Source organism: Exiguobacterium sp. B2(2022) (assembly GCF_028823655.1).
Taxonomy (GTDB): domain Bacteria; phylum Bacillota; class Bacilli; order Exiguobacteriales; family Exiguobacteriaceae; genus Exiguobacterium; species Exiguobacterium aestuarii_A.
Genome location: NZ_JAPEHX010000032.1, coordinates 1 through 26,180 on the forward strand (window position 1 = coordinate 1; position 26,180 = coordinate 26,180).

Annotated in this window: 26 protein-coding genes and 1 tRNA gene; 11 read left to right on the forward strand and 16 right to left on the reverse strand. The window is 46.4% G+C overall.

Features of this window, described 5'->3' with window-relative positions; translation table 11 throughout:
- From ON063_RS07935 to ON063_RS07960, 6 genes are all read right to left on the reverse strand, one after another.
- Positions 1 to 2,184: ABC transporter permease (locus tag ON063_RS07935; protein WP_274664768.1), on the reverse strand; the 2,184-nt coding region annotated here is incomplete at its 3' end.
- The gene (locus tag ON063_RS07940) at positions 2,177 to 2,875 is read right to left on the reverse strand and encodes an ABC transporter ATP-binding protein (protein WP_274664769.1); all 699 of its coding nucleotides are present in this window, start codon (positions 2,873 to 2,875) and stop codon (positions 2,177 to 2,179) included. The genes ON063_RS07935 and ON063_RS07940, both read right to left, overlap by 8 nt.
- Positions 2,876 to 3,042: 167 nt before the next feature.
- On the reverse strand, positions 3,043 to 3,459 hold the full coding sequence (locus ON063_RS07945; RefSeq protein WP_274664770.1) for a hypothetical protein: 417 nt from the start codon (positions 3,457 to 3,459) through the stop codon (positions 3,043 to 3,045).
- Positions 3,460 to 3,543: 84 nt separating this feature from the next.
- Entirely contained in the window at positions 3,544 to 4,308 is a 765-nt protein-coding gene (locus ON063_RS07950) for a DUF817 domain-containing protein (RefSeq protein WP_274664771.1), read from the reverse strand.
- 9 nt (positions 4,309 to 4,317) lie between these two features.
- Positions 4,318 to 5,178: a metal-dependent hydrolase gene (locus ON063_RS07955; RefSeq protein ID WP_274664772.1), complete on the reverse strand. Its 861-nt coding sequence runs from the start codon at positions 5,176 to 5,178 to the stop codon at positions 4,318 to 4,320.
- A 200-nt stretch (positions 5,179 to 5,378) separates the two neighbouring features.
- Complete coding sequence (locus ON063_RS07960; protein WP_274664773.1) at positions 5,379 to 6,386, reverse strand: helix-turn-helix transcriptional regulator; 1,008 nt, start codon at positions 6,384 to 6,386, stop codon at positions 5,379 to 5,381.
- A gap of 116 nt (positions 6,387 to 6,502) precedes the next feature.
- Here ON063_RS07960 and ON063_RS07965 point away from each other — a divergent pair, with 116 nt between their 5' ends.
- The gene (locus tag ON063_RS07965; RefSeq protein ID WP_274664774.1) at positions 6,503 to 7,348 is read left to right on the forward strand and encodes an alpha/beta fold hydrolase; all 846 of its coding nucleotides are present in this window, start codon (positions 6,503 to 6,505) and stop codon (positions 7,346 to 7,348) included.
- 24 nt (positions 7,349 to 7,372) lie between these two features.
- Here ON063_RS07965 and ON063_RS07970 read toward each other — a convergent pair whose 3' ends face one another.
- The 7 genes from ON063_RS07970 to ON063_RS08000 all read right to left on the reverse strand — a co-directional run bounded on the left by ON063_RS07970 (position 7,373) and on the right by ON063_RS08000 (position 14,267).
- Positions 7,373 to 7,786 carry a hypothetical protein gene (locus tag ON063_RS07970; protein WP_274664775.1) on the reverse strand — a complete coding sequence of 138 codons (414 nt, stop codon included), beginning with the start codon at positions 7,784 to 7,786 and terminating at the stop codon, positions 7,373 to 7,375.
- A 99-nt stretch (positions 7,787 to 7,885) separates the two neighbouring features.
- Positions 7,886 to 9,304 (reverse strand): glycoside hydrolase family 32 protein, encoded by a 1,419-nt coding sequence (locus ON063_RS07975; protein WP_274664776.1) that lies wholly within the window; start codon positions 9,302 to 9,304, stop codon positions 7,886 to 7,888.
- Between the two features lie 19 nt (positions 9,305 to 9,323).
- On the reverse strand, positions 9,324 to 10,754 hold the full coding sequence (locus ON063_RS07980; RefSeq protein WP_274664777.1) for a sucrose-specific PTS transporter subunit IIBC: 1,431 nt from the start codon (positions 10,752 to 10,754) through the stop codon (positions 9,324 to 9,326).
- A gap of 2 nt (positions 10,755 to 10,756) precedes the next feature.
- Complete coding sequence (locus ON063_RS07985; protein ID WP_214783157.1) at positions 10,757 to 11,695, reverse strand: carbohydrate kinase family protein; 939 nt, start codon at positions 11,693 to 11,695, stop codon at positions 10,757 to 10,759.
- Between the two features lie 107 nt (positions 11,696 to 11,802).
- Positions 11,803 to 12,792, reverse strand: a complete 990-nt coding sequence (locus ON063_RS07990) for a LacI family DNA-binding transcriptional regulator (RefSeq protein WP_214745164.1) — start codon at positions 12,790 to 12,792, stop codon at positions 11,803 to 11,805.
- A 47-nt stretch (positions 12,793 to 12,839) separates the two neighbouring features.
- A complete protein-coding gene (locus ON063_RS07995) occupies positions 12,840 to 13,316 on the reverse strand; it encodes an N-acetyltransferase (protein ID WP_214783163.1) in 477 nt (158 codons plus the stop codon).
- 87 nt (positions 13,317 to 13,403) lie between these two features.
- The gene (locus ON063_RS08000; protein ID WP_274664778.1) at positions 13,404 to 14,267 is read right to left on the reverse strand and encodes a cation diffusion facilitator family transporter; all 864 of its coding nucleotides are present in this window, start codon (positions 14,265 to 14,267) and stop codon (positions 13,404 to 13,406) included.
- 180 nt (positions 14,268 to 14,447) lie between these two features.
- Between ON063_RS08000 and ON063_RS08005 the strand changes: the two genes are divergently transcribed.
- From ON063_RS08005 to ON063_RS08035, 7 genes are all read left to right on the forward strand, one after another.
- On the forward strand, positions 14,448 to 14,759 hold the full coding sequence (locus ON063_RS08005) for a hypothetical protein (RefSeq protein ID WP_026826028.1): 312 nt from the start codon (positions 14,448 to 14,450) through the stop codon (positions 14,757 to 14,759).
- 40 nt (positions 14,760 to 14,799) lie between these two features.
- Complete coding sequence (locus tag ON063_RS08010; protein WP_274664779.1) at positions 14,800 to 15,591, forward strand: class I SAM-dependent methyltransferase; 792 nt, start codon at positions 14,800 to 14,802, stop codon at positions 15,589 to 15,591.
- A 138-nt stretch (positions 15,592 to 15,729) separates the two neighbouring features.
- A complete protein-coding gene (locus tag ON063_RS08015; RefSeq protein WP_274664780.1) occupies positions 15,730 to 18,123 on the forward strand; it encodes an immune inhibitor A domain-containing protein in 2,394 nt (797 codons plus the stop codon).
- A gap of 107 nt (positions 18,124 to 18,230) precedes the next feature.
- Positions 18,231 to 18,301, forward strand: a tRNA-Thr gene (locus ON063_RS08020).
- A gap of 206 nt (positions 18,302 to 18,507) precedes the next feature.
- Positions 18,508 to 19,554, forward strand: coding sequence for a hypothetical protein (locus ON063_RS08025; RefSeq protein ID WP_274664781.1), 1,047 nt, complete (start codon positions 18,508 to 18,510; stop codon positions 19,552 to 19,554).
- Between the two features lie 264 nt (positions 19,555 to 19,818).
- Positions 19,819 to 20,376, forward strand: coding sequence for a hypothetical protein (locus tag ON063_RS08030; protein WP_274664782.1), 558 nt, complete (start codon positions 19,819 to 19,821; stop codon positions 20,374 to 20,376).
- 122 nt (positions 20,377 to 20,498) lie between these two features.
- Positions 20,499 to 21,194, forward strand: a complete 696-nt coding sequence (locus tag ON063_RS08035) for a queuosine precursor transporter (RefSeq protein WP_074034510.1) — start codon at positions 20,499 to 20,501, stop codon at positions 21,192 to 21,194.
- A 38-nt stretch (positions 21,195 to 21,232) separates the two neighbouring features.
- Here the strand turns inward: ON063_RS08035 and ON063_RS08040 are convergent, their stop codons facing one another.
- Positions 21,233 to 21,481, reverse strand: a complete 249-nt coding sequence (locus ON063_RS08040; protein WP_214692196.1) for a hypothetical protein — start codon at positions 21,479 to 21,481, stop codon at positions 21,233 to 21,235.
- Between the two features lie 147 nt (positions 21,482 to 21,628).
- Between ON063_RS08040 and ON063_RS08045 the strand changes: the two genes are divergently transcribed.
- The 3 genes from ON063_RS08045 to ON063_RS08055 all read left to right on the forward strand — a co-directional run bounded on the left by ON063_RS08045 (position 21,629) and on the right by ON063_RS08055 (position 23,054).
- Positions 21,629 to 21,985, forward strand: a complete 357-nt coding sequence (locus ON063_RS08045) for a PilZ domain-containing protein (RefSeq protein ID WP_214692194.1) — start codon at positions 21,629 to 21,631, stop codon at positions 21,983 to 21,985.
- A gap of 88 nt (positions 21,986 to 22,073) precedes the next feature.
- Positions 22,074 to 22,715 carry a hypothetical protein gene (locus tag ON063_RS08050; protein WP_274664783.1) on the forward strand — a complete coding sequence of 214 codons (642 nt, stop codon included), beginning with the start codon at positions 22,074 to 22,076 and terminating at the stop codon, positions 22,713 to 22,715.
- Positions 22,716 to 22,781: 66 nt separating this feature from the next.
- The gene (locus ON063_RS08055; RefSeq protein ID WP_214875773.1) at positions 22,782 to 23,054 is read left to right on the forward strand and encodes a hypothetical protein; all 273 of its coding nucleotides are present in this window, start codon (positions 22,782 to 22,784) and stop codon (positions 23,052 to 23,054) included.
- 63 nt (positions 23,055 to 23,117) lie between these two features.
- Here ON063_RS08055 and ON063_RS08060 read toward each other — a convergent pair whose 3' ends face one another.
- A complete protein-coding gene (locus ON063_RS08060) occupies positions 23,118 to 23,246 on the reverse strand; it encodes a hypothetical protein (RefSeq protein ID WP_256441151.1) in 129 nt (42 codons plus the stop codon).
- A gap of 60 nt (positions 23,247 to 23,306) precedes the next feature.
- Positions 23,307 to 25,970 (reverse strand): cation-transporting P-type ATPase, encoded by a 2,664-nt coding sequence (locus tag ON063_RS08065; protein ID WP_274664784.1) that lies wholly within the window; start codon positions 25,968 to 25,970, stop codon positions 23,307 to 23,309.
- Positions 25,971 to 26,180: the final 210 nt, after the last annotated feature.

Consider the following 26,180-nt stretch of genomic DNA (forward strand, 5'->3'; position numbering starts at 1 on the left):
AACGTATTCCCCAAGGAGTGAGGTGAACATGACACCTTGCAGTCGGACGGAGACGAATAAGAAGAACATGAACAGACTCGTCGGCACGGCGATCGCGAGGAGCGTCAAGAGCGTGCGCTTCCACTGCGTGACGAGCTGGTTGAACGCCATCCCGATCACGCCTTCGGACCGAACGAGCCGTAGCCCGCGTGTCGTCGCACCGGAGCGCAGTGCCTCGTATGGCTTGATACGTCGAATCATCATCATTGGCACAAGCGAACCTAAAAGATAGATGGCTAAACCTGCGAATCCAATCAGGATCACACGTAATCCTGTTGTCGCCGTATCCCCTGCGAGCAAAAATGAACCTAAAATCAACCATGCGATGAGTGCAACAACACTGCCCAGTAAGCATGCCTCTAGCAAGAGGAGGCGTGAGAGTTGTCTTGGTCCCCAGCCGAGTGAAAGTAGGACCGCGAACTCTTTCTTCCGGGCGTACAACATGATCACGTTCGACGTGAACACATACAAAATCGCGACGAGAATGACACTTGCGATGACGCCACCCATGCCCATCTTCGTCTCCTCAAAGATGGTGAACGAGGATCCCAGGCGGACCCACGGCTGTTGAACCCAGCCGAGCGCTTCACCCTCTTTGAGGCCCGGCAAATACGTGAGCGCCATCTGCGGGGACGACCCGAGTGTGACGTCAGTGATGAGCCCCGTCATCTCCTCGATCTCCTTAGCGATCGCTTGGAGTTTTGCCTCGCTCTCCTCATTCAACTCGTCGACCCCGCTCACATTGACCCGGATTGCTGAAATCGGTTTCTCACCGATGATAGCGGCGGCCGCCTCGAGTGTCGTCAGGACGAGAGGTGGCCGCGTCAAGAAACCACGGTCGTTATTGACCGGCAACATCTCCTTCACCGGGTTAACCGGCTCGTCATTCGCATCGATCACCCAATCAGCCTTTGCTGGAAAATACGTTTCCATCGGCAAATCGGTGAGCGGGTCACGAGCCATATCTAGCTTTTCTGGATCAAAGAGTCCGATGTAATTTAGTTTGACTCTCGGCCAATTATCACTCGTTTCGCCATACAAAGATAAAGGACGATACATCTGTTTGTAAGGATAGATACTATCCTCGGGTACTTCGTAAGGTTGTACTTGATAGGCAAATGGCCATCGCTCATCGAATGGACTTTTGACAGTTTGATAATTGAGTGACGAAGGTTTAAAAGCGAGGAAATTAAAGGCTTGATCATCATTCTCAAAATCAAGGGTGCCATCCTTTAAAAATGTATCGACTAGCTCTTTGTGTACTTGTTTGGAGGAAATGCTTCCGATTTGATCAAGGAGCTTTCCATCTAACGTATCAAGGTACTCTTGTCCACCCGCATCTCGAATTTTCGAAGCAATTTCTCTCGTGTTTGTCGAATCAAATGGTAACTGAACCTCTTCTAAGTCGAACTCCATCGTCGAATCAACAAACGTTTTCGTACTCATGATGACAGGCATCTCGATAATTCCATTTTCACTTTTCGTTTGACCTGTCTGCTCAAAGTATTGACTGACGTTCTCTTTCTCAATCATCGCCTCATCTAATCCGACAAGTGCTGCCTCTGCTTCTGGATCAATGCCTGCTATCATAAAGTTCGAACCAAAACCGGCTGTAAATTTTTCACCTGGCATGGTCGGACTTAGACCATAACCAGGATCAGCATCCGTCGGTTGCCACTGTCCTAGAAAATAGGTGGAATATTCATCCGACTCGACTCTCGCACCCGTATCTGTTTTCTCCGTGAATTTGACACGGTAGACGACCGGCCGATCTAGTTTAAACTCCCCGACATCTTTGAAATAGTCATATGACCCGATCATCGCAATCGGTGCCGCGACCTCGATATCGTCAATTTGCTTAATCTGTTCATACTGTTCGAGCGTGATACCTCCCTGAAGTCCGCTCATATAGTTCGGCTCGAGCAAATCCAAATCCTCGGTCACGCTCCGCGTGCCCGGCGGCCGGACGACGATATGATAGGAGGATTTCCATCGTTTCTCGAGCTCGGAGACGACCGTCCCCTTGTTCGACTCAGTCAACCCGACGAGATACGACAGCCCGGTACTGACGATCAAGACACCGACGAGGAGCAGGATAAAACGTTCCTTGTTGCGCCACCACGAATTCCAGATGAACTTAAGCATGTCCCGTCACCCTCATGTCGATTACTTCGATGACCGCGCCATCCTTCATCCGAACCTGGGCGTCGGCCCGCTCGGCGATACTCGGGTCATGGGTCACACAGATGACACCGCATCCCTTCTCTCGGTTCAACTCTCCTAACAACTCAAAGATGACCTCGCCCGTCTCGGAGTCAAGATTCCCGGTCGGTTCGTCCGCAAGTAGCCATTCCGGCTCATGGATGAGGGCGCGTGCGACTGCGACGCGCTGTTGCTGTCCGCCTGACAACTGTGACGGAAGAGCATCTACCTTGTCGCTCAACCCGACCCGATTCAACAAAGAGAGCGCACGCTCCTTCGGATTGTAGTCAATCTTTCGACCGAATAGTGGTGCCATCACGTTCTCAACCGCGGTCAGAGTTGGGATGAGATGAAACTGTTGAAAGATAAATCCGACTTTTTCGAACCTGAAGTCAGCTAACTCTTTAGCTTTCAGTTTATTCAAGAGCTGATTATTGTAATACAGTTCACCGCTCGATGGAACGTCTAACGTTCCAAGTAAACTCAACAACGTCGACTTACCCGAACCCGAAGGACCGGTGATGGATATGAAATCGCCACTTTCAAACGTCAATGTAACATCTGATAACGCATTGGTTTCGACCCCTTCACCAGAAAACGTTCGGTTCATTTGCTTACACACGAATGTACCCATTACTTCCCTCCTCATTTCATATTCATAAATTCTATATAATTCTAATATAAATAAAATTTGGAATTAAGCTACTTTTTTTGTAAAAACGTTTTTCTACTTCATAACCATTGACAAATAAAAAAACTTGTACCAGGTTAGTCCTAGTACAAGTCATCTCTATTCCGATCTTATTCGGTCGAAAACAATAACTCTCCGTCAAGTGACCGCAACTCATAATCGATTCCTGATTGCATCTGCTTCGTCATCGTCGCGCGACATGTAAAAACATGCCCCGGACCATATGCAACGTCCGGAATTTCCTTGAAGCCATATGACCGCTCGCCGAACCATAGCGTCACGTTCGATGAACCCTTCGATGATCGGTCATCGACGACATAACATTCTCCCGTCTCGACGATGTAATTCGTCGTCATACGGTCGTACGTCTCCATTCCCGCCATTCCAAGTACAACCACTGATGCAAAGATCGCGATAGCAGCTTGACCTAATTTCACACGATCGCGTGTCTTCCGCCACTCCATCCAATAGATGACAAGAGAAGCGAGACACAATAATCCAATGAACCAATAGAATACAATTTCCAACAACCCAATCACCTCAATTTATAATACGAATTTACTCGAAAAAAGATTCGAAGCTTCTCACAAAAAAACTCGACACACGTCGAGTTAAGTCGTTTCATACTCCAGCTTTCGCTTTTGCCAAGCGACAAGTAGGATGCTGATGATGACGAGTAGGAACCAAGAGGATAGTTTCCCTAAATCAACGATGGCCCAGCCGTTCAACTGGTCCGGATACGCCCAGCCGTTGTAAAAGGTCACAATATTTTCAGCAAGCCAGATGAAGCAGGCAATCAAGAAAAATGAAAGCACGACCGGCATCTTGAATCGCCGGTCATCGAGTTTGTACGAGACAACCGAGCGGCCAAACGCCAAGAAGATAAGTGCGATCAATAGCCATCGCAGATCTAGCCAAACATGGTGCCAGAAGAAGTTGAAATAAATCGCAATGCCTAGTCCGAAGGCGATGATCGGGTTAGGCATCTTCGTAAACTGTAAATCGAGACGACGCCACGCTTGAACGACATAACTCCCGACGCTCGCATACATAAAGCCCGCATAGAGCGGGACGCCACATACTTTTGTGAACGCCTCATCCGGATAGCTCCATGACCCCATCTGTACCTTGAATAGTTCAAGTCCGAGACCGATGACGTGGAACCAGCTGATGACTTTTACTTCTTCGATTGTTTCAAGTCCTGTCTTTACGAGGAACACTTGGACGAGCACACACCAGATAAATAAGACATCGTAACGGGGAAACGGCAACTCTACAAATTTCGTGACGGCGAGTGCACCGAAGATGGCGACTGGGAAAATACAGCTGAGGGCTTGTTCATAAGCGAAAATAAAGAGATAACGGATGCGTCCCATCGATTGATCCTACCTTTCTATATATTCGTATAAGAAAGAAGACTTCCCGTCATAAAAACGTGGGTCAAAGACGCCGAGCCGTTCTTCATTTGCCACGATGACAACGAACGGTGACCATTTGGTCAGTGTACGTGCTTCTTGATTTGCTTCAAACAATGGTTCAAGACTCACTTGTTCGTCAGAAGTCAAGTTGTATAGTAAGGTTGCTTCTTGATAAATCGAATCTTTATAGAGCGAAACGTTTTCGTCAGTCTTTGTGATGACGGTGAACTGTGTCGGGATGAAAGAAGCCGAAAGGGCTACTTCGTCGTGTTCATCTGCATATGCCTGATACAAGTAAGCTCCTTGAGCACTTTGAATCGCGACATACAGGACGAGGGCAGACCATGCATACCGATACGTCTTATAGCGGACTTCTTGTTTACGGGCCACGAGCCAGGCGACCAAGAAGATGCCCCAATAGACAAAGTCGACAATCGGGATCACACCGAATGTGATCCTCACGTCCGAGATCGGTTCGAAGTAGCCCGTCCCCCACGCATTGAACAAGTCAGATGTGTTGTGTATGAATACAGACAACAGAGCCCACCAAAAATAACGGATGTCCGTCACTTGAAAGAGAAGACGAACGAGTATGTAGATGAGCAGTGCAAAGAGCGGGACGAGAAAGATGGAGTGTGTGATGCCGCGATGCCACATCTGATACATCCCTTCCGTGTCCCATAGTCTTGAAATCACATCACTGTCCGGGATTTGACTCCCGACGAGCGTCGTGACGAACAAGGCTCGTTTTTCATGTTGTTGTAAATCACGTTTATCGGCTGCACCATATAGCGTTAAACCGAATAACGTATGTGTAATCGTATCCACGTTCTACCTCCATAGCGAAAGAGACATCTCCCAATCAAGGATGATGTCTCTTCATGTTAGTTCTCTTTATCCATTTTCATGGCGCGTCTTGCGACAATCGTTACGAAAATGACAGCGACAATCGGAATGATCAATGGCATCCAATTCAACATCCGCCTGTCCCCCTTCATTAAGTGTCGCAAGCAGTATAGCACATCTGATTACTCGATGGATGAATGAATGCTTGTATTCTCATAAGTATTCGCCATTTTCTTAATCGTTGCCTTCATATGGTCGCGGAGCGTGAGTGGTTCAACAACTTCTACTTGTGCCCCTAAAGAGAGCAACCAGTAAATGAATCCGTCAGACACGGCCGCATCGAAACGGATGAGGAAGCGTTCTTCATGTTCAGACACAGAGACGTCTTCTCCTAACTTATCGAAAATGACCGGTAGAACACGCTCATCGACGGACAAGACGATTTGTTCATCCAAGCCGTTGTACATATTGAAGGACTTTTGGTAATAGTCATCTGGCAGATGGTGTTTTGGACGAATGGTGCCGTCTTCTACAATCTCGGAGTTGACGATTCGGTCGACCCGATAGTTCCGAACCTCTCCAATCGATTCATCGATCCCAATCAAGTAATACTGTTCGTGGTTCCAATGCAAGTCGATTGGATTGATGACATACCGCTCTCCGTCACGACGGAGTGGGAATGTCCGCTTTGTCACGTCAAATCCGATGACGTCCGTATATTGAAACGAGATGGCTTTCCGTTCATGAATCGCTCGCTGAATGCGGTCGATGTGGTACGGTATCTGTCCGTGCTTTTTCTTCGGTGTCTTAATGATCGATTGCAACGTCTTTGCTTCAGGATTGCTCGTCAGCATTTGAAGCTTTTCAACGATCTCTTCAGTCACGTCTTCCGAGATGAATTTGGCTGCGACGATCGCATCGACCATCATCCGAAGTTCGTGAATCTCGAACAAACGAGCAGAGTGCCAATATTTTTTGGCGAGACCATTCTTCTCCAACTCATCCTGCACTTCAAACCCCGAATTATTCAGTGCTTGGATATCGTCTTTCACCGATTTTTTTGCTAACTTAGAAGTATCTCCAATTGTTGACAAGTATTCGAGCAAATCTTCTAGTGTTTTAGGATTTGCTTCATCCGTGTAACGTTCGAAGAAACGTCGAACTTCAAGTAACCGCTCTCGGTTATTCACGGTTCTATCCCCTTTCATTTCTATATCTATAATATGTATAAACAGACATTATCATTTTATTTCCACGAAATAAAGGTATTTTCCATTACAAACTGTTTAAGGAGGCGCCATCTGAAGTGAAATATTACGCACACGTCGACGGCTCAAAAATTGAATATATAGACCGTGGTCACGGTCCTGTGATCGTACTGATTCATGGGACCCAGTCATCGAGTTTAGAACCATACCATGTGGACCAGCTCGTTTTGTCCGGTTTTCGGGTCATAGTCCCATCTAGACCCGGATATGGAGAAACACCGTACTCTTTTTCAGCATCTCCTCAACTCTTTGCATCCCGACTCACTCACTTGATGCAAATGCTAGAAATTGATCAATATCATGTTTACGGCATCTCTGCCGGAGGACCGACCGCGATTGAACTCGCGTCCCAAAACCATCGTGTCCGAAGCTTGACACTAGCTGCCGCCGTGACGAGTGTCGTCGATTTTCCGTATCGGGACACAGTCAGCAGAAATATTGTCCAACCTGCATTCATCGCACTTCAATACATCATGAAACAGTTCGTTGCTCGTGCCATTCAAAAACATCCGTTCGAAGCGACGGCACGCATGATTCAATCGACGAGTGTGTTGGCACTTGAGACGATTCGGGAAGAGGTGTCTCCTTATGACATCTTCCTCCTCAAACGTGTCGCCAATCAAATGGCGTTTGGCCTAGGGGCACAATTCGACTTGAAGCAGCGTGTGTCGAGCGAGGTGTTGCTCGGTGTGTCATGTCCGACCTATATCATTCACTCGAAAAATGACAAAGCTGTCCCCGTACGCCACGCCCATTATGCGAAGCGGTTGATTCCCCATGCTCAGCTAACAATCCTGAACAGCCCGGGACACCTCATTTGGGTCGGACGGCAAGCGAGAAAATCAGAGCGACAAATCGAACGATTCATTCGATTCAACTCGTAAGCATCTCATAAAGAGGTGCTTTTTTTACGTATTTAACCCGAGGACATCAATCAAGCGATCCGTCGTATGTTCCGGTAACTTCCAAATAACGTCCGTCCGTTCGAGTTTCGCGATCACACTCGGACGGTTCGGTTGACCGAGCCAAAGTTGATAACGTTCATACTCCCCACCTTTGTACTGTACTGTGAGGTCGAAATCAGGAGCCACTTCAATCTCAATGCCTTCGATTTCTTCTGAACTTCGGAGCATTTCCGCGAACACCCGCACCTGGCTCAATTCATGAAACTCTAACGCTACTTCTGGATTAAATGTTCCGCGCTCTGATGACTCCGCCACCATCACGCGTTCCATTTCTTCTCTCTCGAGTTCTTCTGTATCGATTTTATAAGACATCGTCATTTTACGAATCTCACCTGCTAAACGAATCCATTTATCCATCACTCTAACCTCCCGTCTCGTTTTATATACGTTTGCTTTTGTGAAACGGTTTCAACATTTGGAAAATAAAAAAGCTGAGCAAACGCTCAGCTTTTACACTCATTCATACTTCCAACCAACTAATGTCGCATCCGCTCCGACGTAGCGAATCCGTTTCTCGTCATCACTCGGGAAGACGCGAAGCGTTGCCACGGCGTCACCGTCGTTGACGAAGCATTCAACACTTGAGGAATCGACGAACAGATGAAGGGACGTGACCTCGATCACTTTTGTCCGGGTCGTCCCGAACTCGGTCGCGAACGGTTCACCCGCGTTTGTCCGATCGATGGTCAATTCGCGTGTATCTTTCTCGTACCGAATCACAAGCGACTCTTCTTCTGTCTTCAATAGTTCAAGCTCGAAGTCTTCTCCGGACGTCGACAATTTCAATTCATAACGTTCGGGCGAAATCATTTCGATATGCGTACCTGATTCGTCTGCGAACTGATTAGTTCGGAGTTGCTTCATTTCAGAAACTGGTCGTTGTTTTAATACGCCATCTTCAAGCGAGAGTTCTCGAGGAAGCGTTAACGCATGGGCCCAACCGTAGCGATCTGTCGGATATTCAATCTCTGGTAAGCCCATCCAGCCGACTAGAATACGACGACCATCATGCTCCGTCGTTTGCGGAGCGTAAAAGTCGAAACCGAAGTCGAGCTCTTCAAATGACTCGTGCGTGAAGACGAGCGTTTCTAAATCAAGCGTACCTGTGACGTATCCGGATTGATAGATGTTGTGGTAGCGATGACCTTCAGGCTCAATCCCTTGCGGAGAAAAAATGAAGACATGCTTTCCATTCAGTTCAAACACGTCAGGACATTCCCACATGTAACCGAACCGCTCAAGCTCGGTCTTCACTTCACCTAAAAATGTCCATTCATTCAAGTCAGTCGAACGATATAAGACGACACATCCCGTCTCATCCGTTCGCTGTGCACCGACAATCGCATAATACGATCCATCTTCTTCCCATACTTTTGGATCACGGAAATGTTCCGTGTAGCCTGCTGGAATACTCGGGATCGCCACGTTACGACGCTCAATTACCCCGTCACGTAAGATACCGATAATTTGCGAGGCGTGACGCGTCCAATCGTCGGTACGATGATTCCCGGTGTACATCACGTGAAGGGTATCATCAACGATGAATCCACTTCCCGAATAGGCACCATGAGAATCTTCCTTCGTTTCAGGGACTAACGCCACCCCGCGGTCAATCCAATGGACAAGATCAGGTGAACTAACATGGTACCAATGTTTGAGACCGTGAACTGGCCCGAGCGGGAACCACTGATAGAATAGATGGTACTCTCCATCGTAATATGCGAAGCCGTTCGGGTCATTGAGGAGGCCCGTAGGCGGCTGGATATGGTATCCAAACCGCCACGGGGATGCGGCCGTCTTTGTACGGAGCACCTCCATCTCGAGGGCGCTCACGTCACGGAGTGAACGATAACGTTCGGCCTTCGTCCAATTCATAGTGTCACTTCCTTTTTCATTATGCGGCTTGTTTGACCGCTTCTTTTTTTGCTTGTCGCTTCGCGAGGATGAATGTCAATCCAAATGTTACGGCGAATGCGATGGCCATACCGATGATATATGAGATGATCGAACCAGGTGCGATTGAAATAATTCCTGGTAGCCCAGCAGCACCGAGCGCTACTGCCAATACGTCGTTTCCGACGATGAAAGCAGAGGCGATAGCTGAACCGACGATGGCTGCGATGAACGGATAACGTAGTTTTAAGTTGACCCCGAACATGGCAGGCTCTGTGATTCCAAGTAATGCTGAGATTCCTGATGCTGATGCGACACCTTTCATCTTCTTATCAGCAGTCAAGAAGAAGACAGCGAGTGTAGCCGCCCCTTGTGCGACGTTCGACATCGCAGCGATTGGGAAGATGAACGATCCGCCAGTTTCGGCGATATCAGCAAGAAGCTGTGTTTCAATCGCGATGAAGCTATGGTGCATACCTGTAATAACGATTGGGGCGTAGAGAAGACCCATGATCAAACCACCGACGAATCCGAGTGAATCATACGTCCATACCAACCCATCAATGATCAAGTTCCCTGCTTCACGAGTGATCGGTCCGACGAAAGCGAACGTGATGAACGCTGTGAAGAGGAGTGAGAGTAATGGCGTAAGCAAGATATCAAGTGATGCCGGCATGAACTTCCGGATGTTGATTTCAAGCTTCGATAAAATATACGTCGAGACGAGGACTGGTAAGACTTGTCCTTGGTATCCTAACTTCTCAATCTCGAGACCGAAGATGTTCCAAACCGGAATCTCTTCAACAGTTGCCTGTGCATAAGCATTGATCAAGTCCGGGTGAACCATGATCATCCCGAGCGCTGCACCAAGATACGGGTTACCCCCGAACCGCTTGGCTGCGGAGAAACCTATGAGTACAGGTAGGAAGACGAAGGCGGCGTTTGCAAACGTATTGATCATCGCTGCGAGGTCTGCCATGCCTGGATACTGGTCAATCAATGAACGTCCTTCAAAGAACAAATCCGGTGCCGTCAATAAGTTGTTGATCCCCATCAAGAGACCGCCGGCGACGATGGCCGGGATGATTGGAACGAAGATATCCGATAACATTTTGACGAACTGTTGGAGCGGGTTCATCTTTTTCGCTCCGGCTGACTTCACGTCTGTCGTTGACATGTCTCCAAGACCTGTCAATTGTGAAAATTCAGCATAAACCTTGTTGACCGTACCCTGCCCGATGATGATTTGGTATTGTCCTCCCGTTGAGAACGTTCCCTTAACCACATCAAGTTGTTCGAGTGCTTTCTCATCAACCTTTGACTCATCGTTCAATACGAGACGAAGGCGTGTCGCACAGTGGGCGGCTGCCGCAACGTTTTCTTTCCCACCAATCGCTTCTAATATCGATGCTGCTTCTTTTTTGTAATCCATCTTCATTTCCCTCCTAACGTTTCATTCACAAGTTGTCGTGATGGAATTGCTGGAATAGCGCCATAAGCTGTACATGTTAATGCACCCGTTACGTTTGCATATTCGATGTCGGAACGTAAGCGCTCCGGGTCAAATCCGAGCGTCGCCAACCGATACAAATAAGCACCGACAAACGCATCTCCCGCTCCTGTTGAATCGACACTGTCGATTGATATTGAAGGAACGATTTCATGATGCGTGCTTGTCGCAATCAATGTCCCACGAGACCCTAATGTGATCGCAATCTGTTTTGCACCTAATTGAAGTAGTGCTTGAACAGCGTCTTCAAGTTGCTCTTTACCGGTCAACAAGTGCGCTTCTTCTTCACTCAATTTAATGAAGTCTGATTCTGCGATGAAATGTCTCGCATCTTGTTTGAACTGCTCAAGGTCCGTGATCAACGCATCTCGATAGTTCGGGTCAAATGAGATGAACAAACCATCCCGCTTTGCAAATTGCAATAATTTGAAGTACGCATCTTTTAGTTTTCCATCTAGTAATGCTGTCGCAGAACCGAAATGAATGAGATCACCTTTTTGAATCAATGACAAATCGATGGATTCAAACGCATAATCTCCATCACTTCCACGACGGAATGTGAAGTCCCGCTCTCCGTCCTCTTGAATCGACACAAAAGCGAATGTCGTATCTCCCGATTCAACAAGGTTATCTGTGCTGACTCCGTTGTCGGTCAACGTCTGTTTCAGGAAAAGACCGAACGGGTCATTCCCGACTTGTCCGAGAAAACTCGACTGTCCACCATGCTTACTGACGACTGCCGCCACATTTGCAGGTGCGCCACCTGCTTTTTTGACGAACGTCGTTCCGTTGACGAGGTCGCTCGAGGCATCCTCGCATACCCAGTCAATCAACAATTCGCCGATACAATGTACGGTGTTCATATCGTCCACCTCCAAAAATCTTATAAGTTCTATATACGATTGGTACCGGTTCCAATTCAGAATAAAAAATGTTGCGGAACCGGTTCCGCAACACAAATGTAAACGATTTAATTCAGCTTGTCAACGCTTTCGCGCACTTTTAATTCAAAAATTGTGAACGTTTTCATCGGGACGTCATTTCCTTGTAAAAGTTGAAGCATCATATCTGCCGACTTGGCCCCAGTTCGCCGATACGGAAGATGAACGGTCGTAATCGATGGATGTAAGACTTCCGTAAAATCATAGCCACCAAAGCCACTGACAGAGATGTCATTTGGAACAGAAATCCCTTGATTCGCCAGTCCCTTCAATACACCAAGGGCAATATTGTCCGTTGCACAAATAATGAGCGAGGTCGAGCCAATCTCTTTCGCCAACCGTTCTCCAATCGGGATCGCATCCTCGATTTTAAATGTTGTCTGAACGACTGTGACGCGTGCATCCGCCTCATGAAGCGCCTTCAAAAAACCATCGCGCCGATCTTGTCCGACTGCGATATCTGCTTCCGAAACACCGACATAGACGACGTCTCGATGACCCCATTTCGTGAACTCACTACCGAGGGCGTATGCAGCTTCATAATCCGGATAGACGAGACTGTGCACGTTGTCGTGCTGTTGACCAATCAGCAACACCGGAATTTGAATCGCCTCTATCGCTTCGAGGTGACGGTCGGTGACAGTCGTCCCGAGCCAAATGATGCCGGCGACCTTTTGTTTGGCGAGGTTGTATAATTGTTCAATCTCTCGTTCCGTCTGTTGTGCCGTGTTGACGACAAGCATCTGATAGCCTCGTTCTGTCAATCGTTCATCAATTCCCATCATTGTACGCGAGGCAGCGTAAGAATCGAGTCGCGGAACGATGACCCCAATCATCTTCGTCTGCTTTGACTTAAGACTTTGGGCGAATTGATTCGGTTCATAATTGGTTTCCCGAATGACCCGATCGAGCTTCTCTCTCGTCGCCTTCCCTACCGACCCACCGTTCAAATAGCGGGAGACTGTACTCTTTGCGACCCCTGCGAGTTCGGCGATATCTTTAATGGTGACTTGCTTCATCCTTACCCCTCCATATGAAAAAAGCTGACGTGCGAGACGCCGTCAGCTTAATGGTTTACTACATATCGTTTCTTGAAATTTAAATAATATAGACCGTTCCGCTTTTCAAATCCGTTTTGAACGAGCACTTGATGCATCTCTTGTTGATGTGGGCTTGTCGGTGGAATGCCGGCCCGGACTGTTTGTCCATCCATCAATTTTGAGTCCAATAATGCGAGACGCAAACCTTCCGTCGCATATCCCTTATTTTTGTATGCATCGAACACCATCAGGTCAAGCTGGTATACTCGGGCAAGCTTGAGTAACAAGACTTTACCGACAAGTTTGTCATCGACCATCAAGTCGTAATAGAAGTCTTCTCCGTAACTATGCTCTTCTGCATGATAGAGTTGCTCCGTCCCCATTTCTTCGAGGATCCCTTTCAACTCTTCAGCAGAAACGCCATATGAGTTTTCTCCATATTTCTGAAAATGTTCATACTCAATCTCATCAATCTGGCGAATAGGTTGACGCACGATGTTCATCCCGTGCCCTCCTTAACTAGTAGTTCAATATCTGTCTGCGCTTATTATAAACGAATCCAATCATGAAGCGCAAAAGATAACCGAACGTCAAATCGGCTCAATATGAATATGCACCGAATCGACCGCATGCTGTTCATCCAGTTTTCGTTCGATTTCGTCACACAATTCATGGGCCGCGTCCACGGTCAAATCTCCGTCAACTGCAATCGTCACATCGAGCATTACGTGATTTCCTAAATGACGCCCTTTAATTTCCCGAACTTCTTTCACACGCTCAAATTGTTCAATCGTTTCCTCATATGTCTCGACAAGGTGTGGAGGGAATCCGTCAGAAAGTTGATGGGTGGCATCTAAAAAGATTTGAATCGCTGTCCGGACAATCATACCGGCAATAATGATTGCTAAGACCGTGTCCATCCAAGGGAGTTGGAAATAAGCGAATAGCACACCAAGTGTGGCTCCGACTGAAATCATCGCATCGGCCAAATTGTCTTTCGCCGCAGCTTTAAGTGCCAATGACTTTGTCTTCTTCGCGAGGTTCAAGTTGAAGCGATACACCCCGAACATCACGAGCGCACTGGCGAATGCGACGACCGCTGCCAACGGGTTCGGTTCTGCATATTCTCCCCCGATTAAATTCGACAGACTATTAAAGAAGACGAAAATACCGACCGCAATCATGATCAATGAAGCGATGAGAGCGGAGATTGTCTCCATCTTCGCGTGACCATATTTATGCTCGGCATCCCGTGGTAACGCCGCAACCCGAATTCCAATATAGACGGCGACCGACGCGATAATATCCGTCGTATTGTTGAATCCATCGGCTAAAACCGCCTCAGATTCATATAAGTATCCGAAGAACACTTTTAATATAGATAAAATCAAATATGCCGTGATTGACACAATCGCTCCCTTGAGCGCTTTTGGTGGATGATTTGTAGTCTCCATCCGCCCACCTCCTTATTAGCTCAGTTAGTATAGCAGGTGAACTTCGTGTGGGGATAGAGAAACAATGTTTCTTACAGCCAAAATAAATGGAATATATTCCCGGTAGTTTCGTTTAACAAATTTTATGGTAAAGTAAACAGGAAGAGACCTTAGGGTTAAACCGCAAAAGAGGTGAAACAGATGTTTACAGAACGAGATGGAATCAAATTGCGTTTGGAACAAATTGACAGATTACTAGTGGATTTGAATCGTGAGGCGAAACAATTGATGGCGCGCCTTCGTGAGTTAGATGCGTCTGGAGAAAATCCGCACGAAGTATCTTTGAAACCTGAAGAGCGTGATACGTTGAAATCGTCAATCGACGAAACACTAGAAGCACTTCAAAGCCGTTCAAAACGTCCGGTGAACGTGAACGACGAGAAGAAGAAAGAACTTGCTTCTCACAAAGCACTGATTGACGAACTGTCAGATTTACTCAGTAAGAAAAAATGAGACGCGAGTGCGTCTCATTTTTTATGAAGGAGCCCGTCCCATGTATATCGTAACCACTTGTTTACGTCCGACAGATGAAGTATTGTATCGAGCGCAAAAGCATGCCACCACATACAATATGAAATTTGTCGAGCGACGCAAACATTCAATTGAAGAATTGAAAAAGCGGCATCACCAAGATGTACTTGTCTTTGACAAGCGACGTGTTGAGTTCACACCCCTGCAAAGTAAAGAGCCATTCTTTTTTCACCCTTCTAGCTCGGTCTTTCGCGTGAAGCAACTCAGTCGTGGTGGAACAGATCCACTCATTGACGCATTACAAGCAATACCTGGTGATCGCATTTTAGACTGTACGCTCGGACTCGGATCGGACAGTATCGTCATGAGCCATGCCGTCGGTTCAACGGGAAAAGTAATCGGTCTTGAGAGCCAATTCATAACGGCACAACTCGTCCGGGAAGGTATGTCCGTATGGGTCGAAAAAGATGAGTCAATCAATGAGGCGATGCGCCGCATTGAGGTCGTTCATACGGATTCTCTCGAATATTTGAAAACATGTGCGGAAAATTCGTTCGACTGTATTTACTTTGATCCGATGTTCGAAAAGACGATTTCAGAATCGGTTCATCTGAACCCACTTCGTTCAATAGCAGACACCTCCCCACTCTCAGAAGAGTTGATGGTTGAAGCAAAACGTGTAGCTAAAAAACGAATTGTCTTAAAGGCGCATTTTGAGAGCGATGCCTTCAAACGCTATGATTTTACTCACATAAAGCGAAAAACATCGAAGTTCCATTATGGATATATCGACCTGGAGTCTAAGACTATTTAGTTCATATTGACTAAATAGGTCTTTAGACTCTTTTTCTGGTTATTATTTTCTGAATATTGACATTAATCAGACACAAACGGTACATTTACAACAAGCTCACACATTTTCCCATTATTTTTTAACAGGAGGTTCATACAAATGAAAAAACGTTCCATCCGTCGAACGACACTCGCGGCTCTCATGACATCTGCCATGACAGTCAGTATCGTTCCGGCTGCTGGTGCCGCACCGCTTTCGGTTGCACCATCTGTACCGACAACGAGCGAGCTTGCTCCGTTCGACCACAACATCATCGATGAAGACCGTCTCGCAAAAGCACTCGAAAAGCGTGGCGTCATCAAAAAAGGATTGTCAGCATCTGAGCGCATGAAAGCGGTCGACGCGTATATCGCGAAAAAACAAGGCGAAGCGAAAGATCCACATAAGCACGACGACGAATTGAATGAGAAGGCTTCAAAAGCAAAAGAGAAGATACATACTCAATTCGAAAAAGAAACTGAACGAATCCTCGACAAAGCGAAAAAAGGTCAAACGAACTACCGTAAAGGAAAGCCGAACGGTCAAGTGAAGGTTTCTCCGGCACAACAATCGGCATATAACGGTTCGGTTCGTGAAGATAAAGTCCTCGTCCTTCTCGTCGAGTATAGCGACTTCAAACACAATAACATTATTCAAGAAGCAGGCTATATGTATAGTGACAACTTCAGCAAAGAGCACTATGAGAACTATATGTTTGGTGACCAACCATTTGAACTCTTCAACGGAGAAAAGGTTCAAACGTTCAAACAATACTATGAAGAACAATCAGGTGGAAGTTACACGGTCGACGGAGAAGTTTCTGAATGGTTAACCGTACCAGGAACTGCGAAAGACTATGGTGCAGACAAAGGCGATGGTGGTCATGATAACGTCGGTCCTGGTCCGCGACAACTTGTTAAAGATGCATTGAACGCTGCTGTCGCATCAGGAATCGATCTTGCCGAGCACGATCAATACGATCTTTACGACTTGGATGGCGACGGTGACTTCAATGAGCCAGACGGCCTCGTCGACCACTTGATGATCATCCACGCTGGTACTGGTCAAGAAGCTGGTGGTGGTGCACTCGGTGACGATGCAGTATGGTCACACCGTTGGGTCCTTAACGGCGTTTATCCGGTAGCCAACACAGAAGCTGCAGTTCCTTACTGGGGCGGTAAAATGGCGGCGTACGATTACACGATTCAACCAGAAGACGGCGCAGTTGGCGTCTTCGCACACGAATTTGGACATGACCTCGGTCTTCCAGATGAGTACGATACGCAGTACACAGGTCAAGGTGAGCCAGTACAATCATGGTCAATCATGAGTGGCGGTAGCTGGGCTGGTAAAGTCGCTGGTACAGAGCCAACAAGCTTCTCACCACAAAATAAAGAGTACTTCCAAAAAATCATGGGTGGAAACTGGGCGAACATCACAGAAGTTGATCTTGAAGATATCAACTCACAAGGTTTTGTCTCACAACTCGACCAATCTGTGACGAAGTCAAACAACCCAGGAATTATCAAAGTCAACCTTCCTGATAAGAAAATTAAAGGAATCGAACCAGCTTATGGCGAGCGCTACTACTACTCGACAAAAGGTGACGACATCCATACGGAAATGGCTACACCTAGCGTAAAACTTGGTGCGGACGGTGTCCTCACATTCGATTCATTCTATGAAGTCGAATCAGATTACGACTACTTGTATGTGAAAGCCGTCAGCGGCGGTAAAGAAGTTGTCCTCGATGTGTTCGGTGATGACGTCAACGGTGCAAACGAAGCTGGATACCCTGCTGAGACGACGAACGGTGCATGGGTCAACAAATCTTATGACCTTTCACAATTCGCTGGCCAAGATGTCCAGATCGTATTCGAATACGTGACAGATGGCGGCGTCGCAATGAAAGGCTTCGCAGTCGACAACTTGTCAATCCAATCAGAATCAGCAACACTCTTCGCAGACGATGCGGAAGGTGCTGAAGCCGTCACACTTGATGGATTTGTCAACTCAGACGGATACGATTCAAAACCGCATTACTACTACCTCGAATGGCGTAACCATGCCGGGTCGGATATGGGTCTTCTCAACGGCCGTGGCGTGAAATACAACACTGGTCTTGTCGTGTGGTACGGTGATGACTCGTACACAGACAACTGGGTCGGTGTCCACCCTGGCGAAGGCTTCCTCGGTGTCGTCGACTCTCACCCAGAGGCGCTCATCGGAAACTTGAACGGGAAAGAGACAGTTGCAGGTAGCACGCGTTACCAAATCGCTGATGCTGCATTCAGTCTCGATAAGACACTCGCTTGGTACATCGATTCACCAAGTCGTGGTGTGTATGATTACAAAGCACAAGCTGGCGTGAAACAGTTCAATGATGCGAATTCGTACATCAACTCACTCATCCCAGATGCAGGACGTAAACTTCCGCAATACGGGCTCGTCATTGACGTTGTCGGTGAAGCGAAAGACAACTCTGCAGGTGCTGTTTGGATCCGTACAAAATAAGGATGAACCATTTGACCTCCAGTCTTCTAACAAAGAAGATTGGAGGTCTTATTATTCTGAAAAAGCTTGAAAAATGGAAGGAACGTGTGTAACATAGTTGGTGTAACGCCTCTGTAGGTTAGTGGCAGACCTCAGCAATGGTAATGCTGCAGCACGAGTTCGATTCTCGTCGGAGGCATCAAATATACCGCTCAATGAAGCGGTTCAGAGCACTTCCTGTTTAAGACAGGAGGTGCTTTTTTTGTCCGTGCACAGAAATTGCACAGTTTTCATTTTTTCATGTCGTGAGCATTACTTTGTCGGAATGAAACTTTATTTTACAAATATGGGCATATGTACTATAGATGGTATACTGGATGCGACAATTTTAAAGGAGTGGATGAGGTGAATAGATTCATATTATTGGCGGGTTTGTTACTCTTGGGCGGATGCGCTGAAAATGAAGCGACGAATCCAGTAGAACCCGAAGCCGTTGTGTCCGCAACAAATGATGAAACGGAAGCGGAAGACACGACTGAATCCAAAGAGGTCGAGTTGCGAAAATATTCGCAAGAGGAGCTTGATGAACTTAATCTCGTATTGGTTGAGGCAAGTGGACGGGCGACGGACTATTTAACGAACATGAGAGCTGACATTTACATGTGCGGGAATATCTGCGACGGGCAACCCCTTAGCGACATTCAATTGAGTATGGACACTTCACGGACGGGCGTCGAAAAATCGGCAGCCTCCCTTGAAGAACTCGTGCTGCAGATTCGTGACGTGGCAAACTCGGGGTCGGACAATATGGACGCCGACGAGATGAACCAGGTCGCTAATCAGTTCGAGAAGACGGCCGCCGACATGCGCACCTTCCTTGCAAAAGAAGATTCGGCGTCATGGAACGAACCGAACGAGATGATCCAGGCGATGCTGGATGAGCTCGAAGCGGTGTCTTGGCTGTATAAACCGTATTCCCCTGCCATGTCAGAAGATGAGGCAGGAAACATTGAAGCAGAGACAAACATCTCAAGTGCGACCGTCGAGGTGATCTATGCACTGAACGAACTCCAGTCACTTTATAGCGTGAAATTGAGTGGGTTACGCGAGAAACCGTACGGTGACGACGGTAGCGTGGCAAGCGTCTCCGCCTCGTACTGGGACCATACGGACCAATACCTCGACCAGATGAGGCAAGCGGCAGACCTCGCCTTGCAATACGAGATGGATGCGCCATTAAAAGAAGAGTTCGAGGCAGTCGAAACGACGGCTGACGAGCTGGAGACGGCTATCGCCGATTACAACGCCCTTGTTGAACCATACAACTACGCGACTGATTATGACGCCCTCCTTGTAGAATGGGAAAAAATCAACGATGCGATGACACGGATCGAGAGAGCTCTATCCATCTCGACTTATGAAATGCAGACTTATCAGGACTTCGTGAACTGAGATTCCCTAATCGATAAGCCATATGTATTTTGTGCACAGCATTGTGCACACTTACCGCCCATGCACAGACGAATTCACAGTTTACTTCACCAATAATTAGGTATAGTCACATGGCAAATAGCTCAATGAAGCGGTTCAGAGCACTTCCTGTTTAAGACAGGAGGTGCTTTTTTATACTTATCAATCTAATATCGCTTTAATGAACATTCTGACGACAATCAATGGTACAATTTGGATTACCATATCTTTTACAGGAGGGTTTCGATGAAACGAGCACTTGGGATAGGCACAGTCGTGATTTTTTTGGCAGCTTGTTCGCCTAGTTCTGATCAGGACTCAAAACCTGAACCAGTTACAGAAAACACCACAGAAACATCAGAAGAAACCGTCGAAGAACTCACTCTATTTTTCAAAGGCGAACCAACTCAAAAAGAAATTGATATTTTCTGGGGATATTTACGATCTGAAAGTAGCGATGTGCTCGCTGCATTCGCCGAGGGATCGGAAAGTCTTTGGGCTTGCCAAAACACTTGCGAGAACCCTGACTCGACTGAATCCATTAACCTACAAAATCGTTTGGACCAAACCTTTACTAACATCGAAGAATTGCGAGTGGGTCTTGAACACTTAAAAGAATTTGATATCGACCATATTCAACATATTGAAATCGATTCCGTTCTTCGGTCATTAACCTATTCGCAGGACGTGATCAAGCACTTCAAAGAAACGAAGCACCAATTGACATGGAGAGAACAAGCAGACATGCTCGGCAGTGCACGTGGTATTGTAAAAGGTTTGAACATCGAACTGAGCGGTGTCTGACTCTGTTCGTGTCACATGGATTATAAATCAGCCTGAGTGTACCTCACCTTGACATCATTTCCGTTCCTCTATAAACTTGAAAAGTTGAAATCATTGAATAGTTAGAGGAAGGAGCATGATTCATGCTAAACGAATGGTTATGGATTCCTTCTGCCATCCTTACACTCGGTCTTCTCGTCCTCAGTTACAAATTGTTCGGACGGGTCGGATTATATGCTTGGATTGCGATGGCTTCAGTTGTCGCAAATATTCAAGTCACACAACAGATTGTAATTGGCGGATACATTTTTACGCTCGGTAACATCGTCTACGGTTCGCTCTATTTAGCGACTGATATTTTGAACGAAAAACATGGACGAGCCGCGGCTCGAAAAGGGGTATGGCTCGGGTTCTTCATTTTAATCGTTTCGACGGTACTCATGCAGTATGCCCTCTTGTATGAACCGTTCGAAGAAGCGCTCTTCATGCACGAAAGTTTTGAGGCACTCTTCTCGATGCTTCCGTTGATCACACTTGGTAGCCTTGCTGCTTACCTCGTCTCTCAATTGTTTGACGTCTTCGTCTACTCGAAGATTCGCGCCAAAACGGGCGAGAAAAAACTTTGGCTCAGAACGACAGGTTCTACCGTGCTCTCACAGTTAATTGATACGTTCACTTTCTGTATCATCGCTTTCTGGGGAATGGATTGGGACATCTGGTGGAACATCTTCATTACGACGTACGTTGCGAAATTTGTGATTGCTTGGATGGCAACACCGTTCATGTACTATGCAAAACGCACGAATCCTCAAGATGAAACCGAACAAGACGCTGCATAAAATAAGCCGTAACTTCACTGTCGAAGTTACGGCTTTTCTTATGGTCGTTCAATCTGGATACGCACAGCATACGGACGGGCTTCTTCAATCGACGCCGACTCTCGACAGACAGTGATCGCCTTGAACGCATCAATGGCGACCGCTTCGATCGTTTGATCGTTCGTTTCGACTTCAAGAATGGTATAGGCAGGTAAACGCTCGAGTTTAACCCACTCCCCGTTACGTTTTTTTTCATAGATGACTGGTGTTTGAATCGAGTAACGTCGGAGTAAATCATGTACATTCATCTGATCTCCTCCCTATTTAAATCGTACACCTATTATAGAAAGCGTTTTCACATTTGTAAAGCGAGCTTATCTAAAAATTATACTCATTTCCACTTCATTTCGAATTGTAAATGTCCGATATAGGGAGTAGAGAAATGGGGTGAATTGATGCGTTATCGCAGACAGGAAACTTTTCGCTATATTCTACCGAATCCCCGCACGATCCCTTATCGACTCGTTTGGGAAGAGAAGGAACTTTATGATGGAGAAGGACTTCTATTGAATGTGAGTTCACATGGACTGAAATTGCGATCCGATTATCTTTTCCCACTATCCGATGATTTGCAGGTCCACTTCGTCCTCGATCTCGTTCCGACTCTTCAACCTATTGAGTTGATTGGACATGTCAGACATCGCAGTCAATTAGGTTCATTATACGATTATGGTATTTTACTTGATGCCAAAATGGAAGAAACGCAACAACTTGTCACGATGATTAAAATGTATGCACGTGAAAATAAATGAGAACATGCGCCATCGCATCTTCTCATTTTTTCGTGTTTCCAAAAGAGGGTATACTACTATTATGACTATCATTGGGTGAGGTGTTCGTATGACGAGAAAATTTTTATTGATTCCATGGGGTATGGCCATTGCTTTAGCTATTTTTGGTCCGAACGTACCGTTTGACGGGCGATTCTTACTTGATTTCGTGACGTATAATACGAATGCTTACGAAGGCTATTCTCTTTCCTTATTCAGTATTCTAGGTGTATTTCCATTAGCCATGTTCCCGCTGCTTTGGTCAGAAGTGAACCAATTGAAGCCAAATCCGCTGTTTGCGGCAATCAGTAGTTTCTTCGTAGGAGGCTTCTTACTCGCCCCCTATTTGGCTTTCGCGAGACAATCTCCTTATCCAACTCCCGTTAAACCGCTTCCGACACGCATCCTTGGCGTCGTATTGTTGCTGGTGACAATCGGATTGTTTATCGCCGCCGCAAATACAGGGAATGTAGCAGAATATTGGTCGTATGTGGAGAACAACCAGTTCGTCCGAACGATGACCGTCGATTTCTTTTTATTGGCATTTATTCAGATTACGTTAATGAATCGTGATGCGAAACGGTATAAGATGAGCCTTTGGCCTCTTCCATACATCCCGCTCTTCGGCTTGATCTTCTGGCTCATGATTCGGCATCAAAAACCGTTTAACGAGGCACCACCAAAACGTGAGCGGGCCGAGATGAAACATTGATACCCCCTTTTGACTCATGAACCGTTATACTAGTTATTAGTTTTTATTATCAAAGGAGATTATCGCATGCGCTATTTTCAAGTCACCTCTTATGTGACTGTTAAGAATGAAGAACTCGTGTTGAATGAATATGTAAAAGTGCCGAATCAAAAAGTAGATCAATTTTTAAAAGAGACGCTAGAGCTTGATCTGTATGATGATCAAGTGACGTTGCGTGAATGTGTTGTCGCAAAAGGAAAGTGGGAATGCCCTGTCGGTGACTTCGTCATCACAGAACATATGGATGAAAAGAAGTTTAATCGTCTACAAAACAGCCGTTCCTCAAAAACGAAAAAGTAACCTCGACACGAAAAACCTCCTTGTCTAATCGACGAGGAGGTTTTGTCTTACAAGTTAATCCCTTTATTCATCCGATTCTTCATCGGGATCTGGATCAGGGTGTTGGGTCGGAGCCGGTTTTTGTGCCGGGTTTGATTCATCATCCGGAATTGGATCTGGATGTACCCCTGGTTGTGATTCGTCTCGTTTCATCGTATCCCTCCTTCATCGTTACTCCATTTGTTTATCCGTTTTGTTTATAGATGAAACGTATCAGTGTATATTTTGATTCCCAATCACTCGTCTTGAGATGGCTTTTTCAATCTCTACGATGATAAATACGACGGCTCCAAATGCCACTGGATAAATCCAATCTTCCCACGTAAGTGGAGCGGTCCCAAATAGCGTATGCATGAACGGAACATACGTGATGAACAGTTGTAGGGCGATGAGCAGTCCAGATACGAGGAACGCGATTTTATTGTCGAAGAAACGACGATTGAACGCCGGAACCAACTCAGTGCGACAGTTATATAAGTGGAACAACTGTGCCATGACAATCGCATTTAAAGTAATGGTCTGTAATTTCTCGGTCGAGTAATCGAAATCTCCGAGCATGTAGTTGATCCATAAACTACCTCCCCCGATTAATATCGACACGAACGTGACACGGAAGATGTAATAGCGACTGAGAAGTGGTACGTTCGCCGGTCGTGGAGGACGCTTCATCGTACTCTCTTCAAGTGGTTCAAAGGCAATCGCCAATGAGAGCGTAATCGCGACGACCATGTTGACCCATAAGATTTGAACTGGGCTGAGTGGAGCTGCTGCCCCGAGTAAAATACTCATCGCAACGAGTAACGCCTGTCCACCGTTCGTAGGGAGTAGGAAGAGAATCGTTTTCTTCAAGTTGTCATAGACACGTCGACCTTCACGGACGGCGTTATAGATGGTTTTGAAGTTATCATCGACAAGAACCATTTGAGAGGCTTCTTTTGCGACTTCCGTCCCTTTGATCCCCATTGCGACCCCGATATCGGCACGTTTTAAGGCTGGTGCATCGTTCACACCGTCTCCAGTCATCGAGGTGATCAATCCATTCTCTTGTAACCCTTTCACGAGACGAAGTTTATCGTTCGGACTCGTTCGGGCGAATACGTCATTATGAACCGACGCTTCTTTGATTTCTTCATCAGACATGTCTGTCAGCTCTCGACCCTCGAGCGCACCTTCCACTTCCATACCGAGTTCTTTTGCGATGGCGACAGCCGTATCCTTATGGTCACCCGTGATCATTTTAATTCGGATTCCAGCATCGCGACACGCGGCGACTGCGTCAATCGCCTCTTGACGTGGCGGATCGACGATACCAAACAAACCGAGGAAAGTCAGACCATCTTCAACGTCCTCATGATCAATCGATTGTTTTGAACTGTCGACACGTTTTAATCCAGCACCGAGGACACGTTGACCGCGGTCAGCAATCTCTTTTCGTTTTTCATCCCAATATTCTTGTTTGAATCCGTCTGTTGTCGCCATATCAAATAAGCGATCCGGAGCCCCTTTCACGAAGATCATGCGCTCGTCTTTATATTCAACGAGCGTCGCCATGTATTTGTACTCTGAATCAAATGGGATTTTAGAGATGACTTTAAGACGCTCGATTGGGCGCTCCGCTTTCTCAGCGACAGTTAATAAACAAGCTTCAGTAGGATCTCCGTTAATGACCCATTCTCCATCTTCTTTGTTCAACTGTGCATCGTTACACGTCTTCCCAACAGTCAATAGGTCAATCATTGACTCATCGTCATCCAAGTCAAACGGTTGACCGTTTAATTCTAAGTCTCCGTTCGGTGCATACCCGCTACCTGACACCTCAATGTCATGTTTCGCCGTCACGATTTGTTTGACGGTCATCTCGTTTTTCGTCAACGTTCCGGTCTTATCGGTACAGATGACCGAGACTGCGCCTAACGTTTCAACAGATGGCAGACTTCGAACAATTGCTTTTTGCTCAGCCATATTCCGAACCCCGAGCGCCAAGATAATCGAGATGACAGCTGGTAATCCTTCTGGAATGGCTGCGACTGCTAGACCAATTGTCGTTAACATGAGTTCAACTGGTTCATAATCTCGTAAGAAATAACCGAATGCATAAATAATGACAGAGATAATTAGGATAGCGATGGAGACCGTCTGTCCAAACTTTGTCGTCTGACGAATCAGTGGCGTCTTCACGGTTTGTACTTCTGAAATCGACGCATTGATTTGACCAAGTTCCGTACCTTCTCCGATTGCCGTCACAATGGCTTTCGCACTTCCCGTCGCCACACTCGTTCCTGAATAGACCATGTTTTTTCGATCTGCGAGCACGGCCTCTTCTTTGACGACGTCTGGTTTTTTCTCGACCGTTGTGGCCTCACCGGTCAATGCGGATTCTTCCACTTTAAATTTTTCCGCTTGAATAACCCTTGCGTCGGCTGGTACCTTGTCGCCTGCAGCGAGTACGAGAATATCCCCGACGACGAGATCACTTGAATCGATTTCGGATTGTTTACCATCGCGAATGACGGTCGCTTTCGTCTCTAACAACTTTTTGATTCCTTCTAATGCTTCTTCCGCTTTATTCTCTTGGAGATAACCGACAACCCCGATGACCGTTACAACCAAGACGATGACAATTGTATCAATATATTCACCAAGGAAACCTGTGACAACTGCCGCTCCTAAAAGGACATAAACGAGAATATCATTGAACTGTCTTAAAAATTTTATGATTTCAGGCGTCTTCTCCTTTTCAGGTAGGACGTTCTTTCCGAACTCCTCCTGACGATTGGTGACCTTTTGCTTCGAGAGACCAGATTCTACATCAGTCTCCACGTGGGACTGAACCTCGTCTACTTCGAGCGCATGCCATTCCCTGTTTTCGTTCTGCATGTTCTTTCCTCCTCGACCAATACTTTATGAAAACATCTATCCCCTATCTGTTCCCAATCTGATGCGGCTCGACACGTCCAAACTTGTATAATTGATGTCATTTTTCAAAGAAAACGCTCCCATGATTCTTTATTTCTTCATGTAAACGGTATCATGAATCAATTTTGATTTTTCTGATGAAAATGGCTTTACAGAAGCCTTTCAATCATT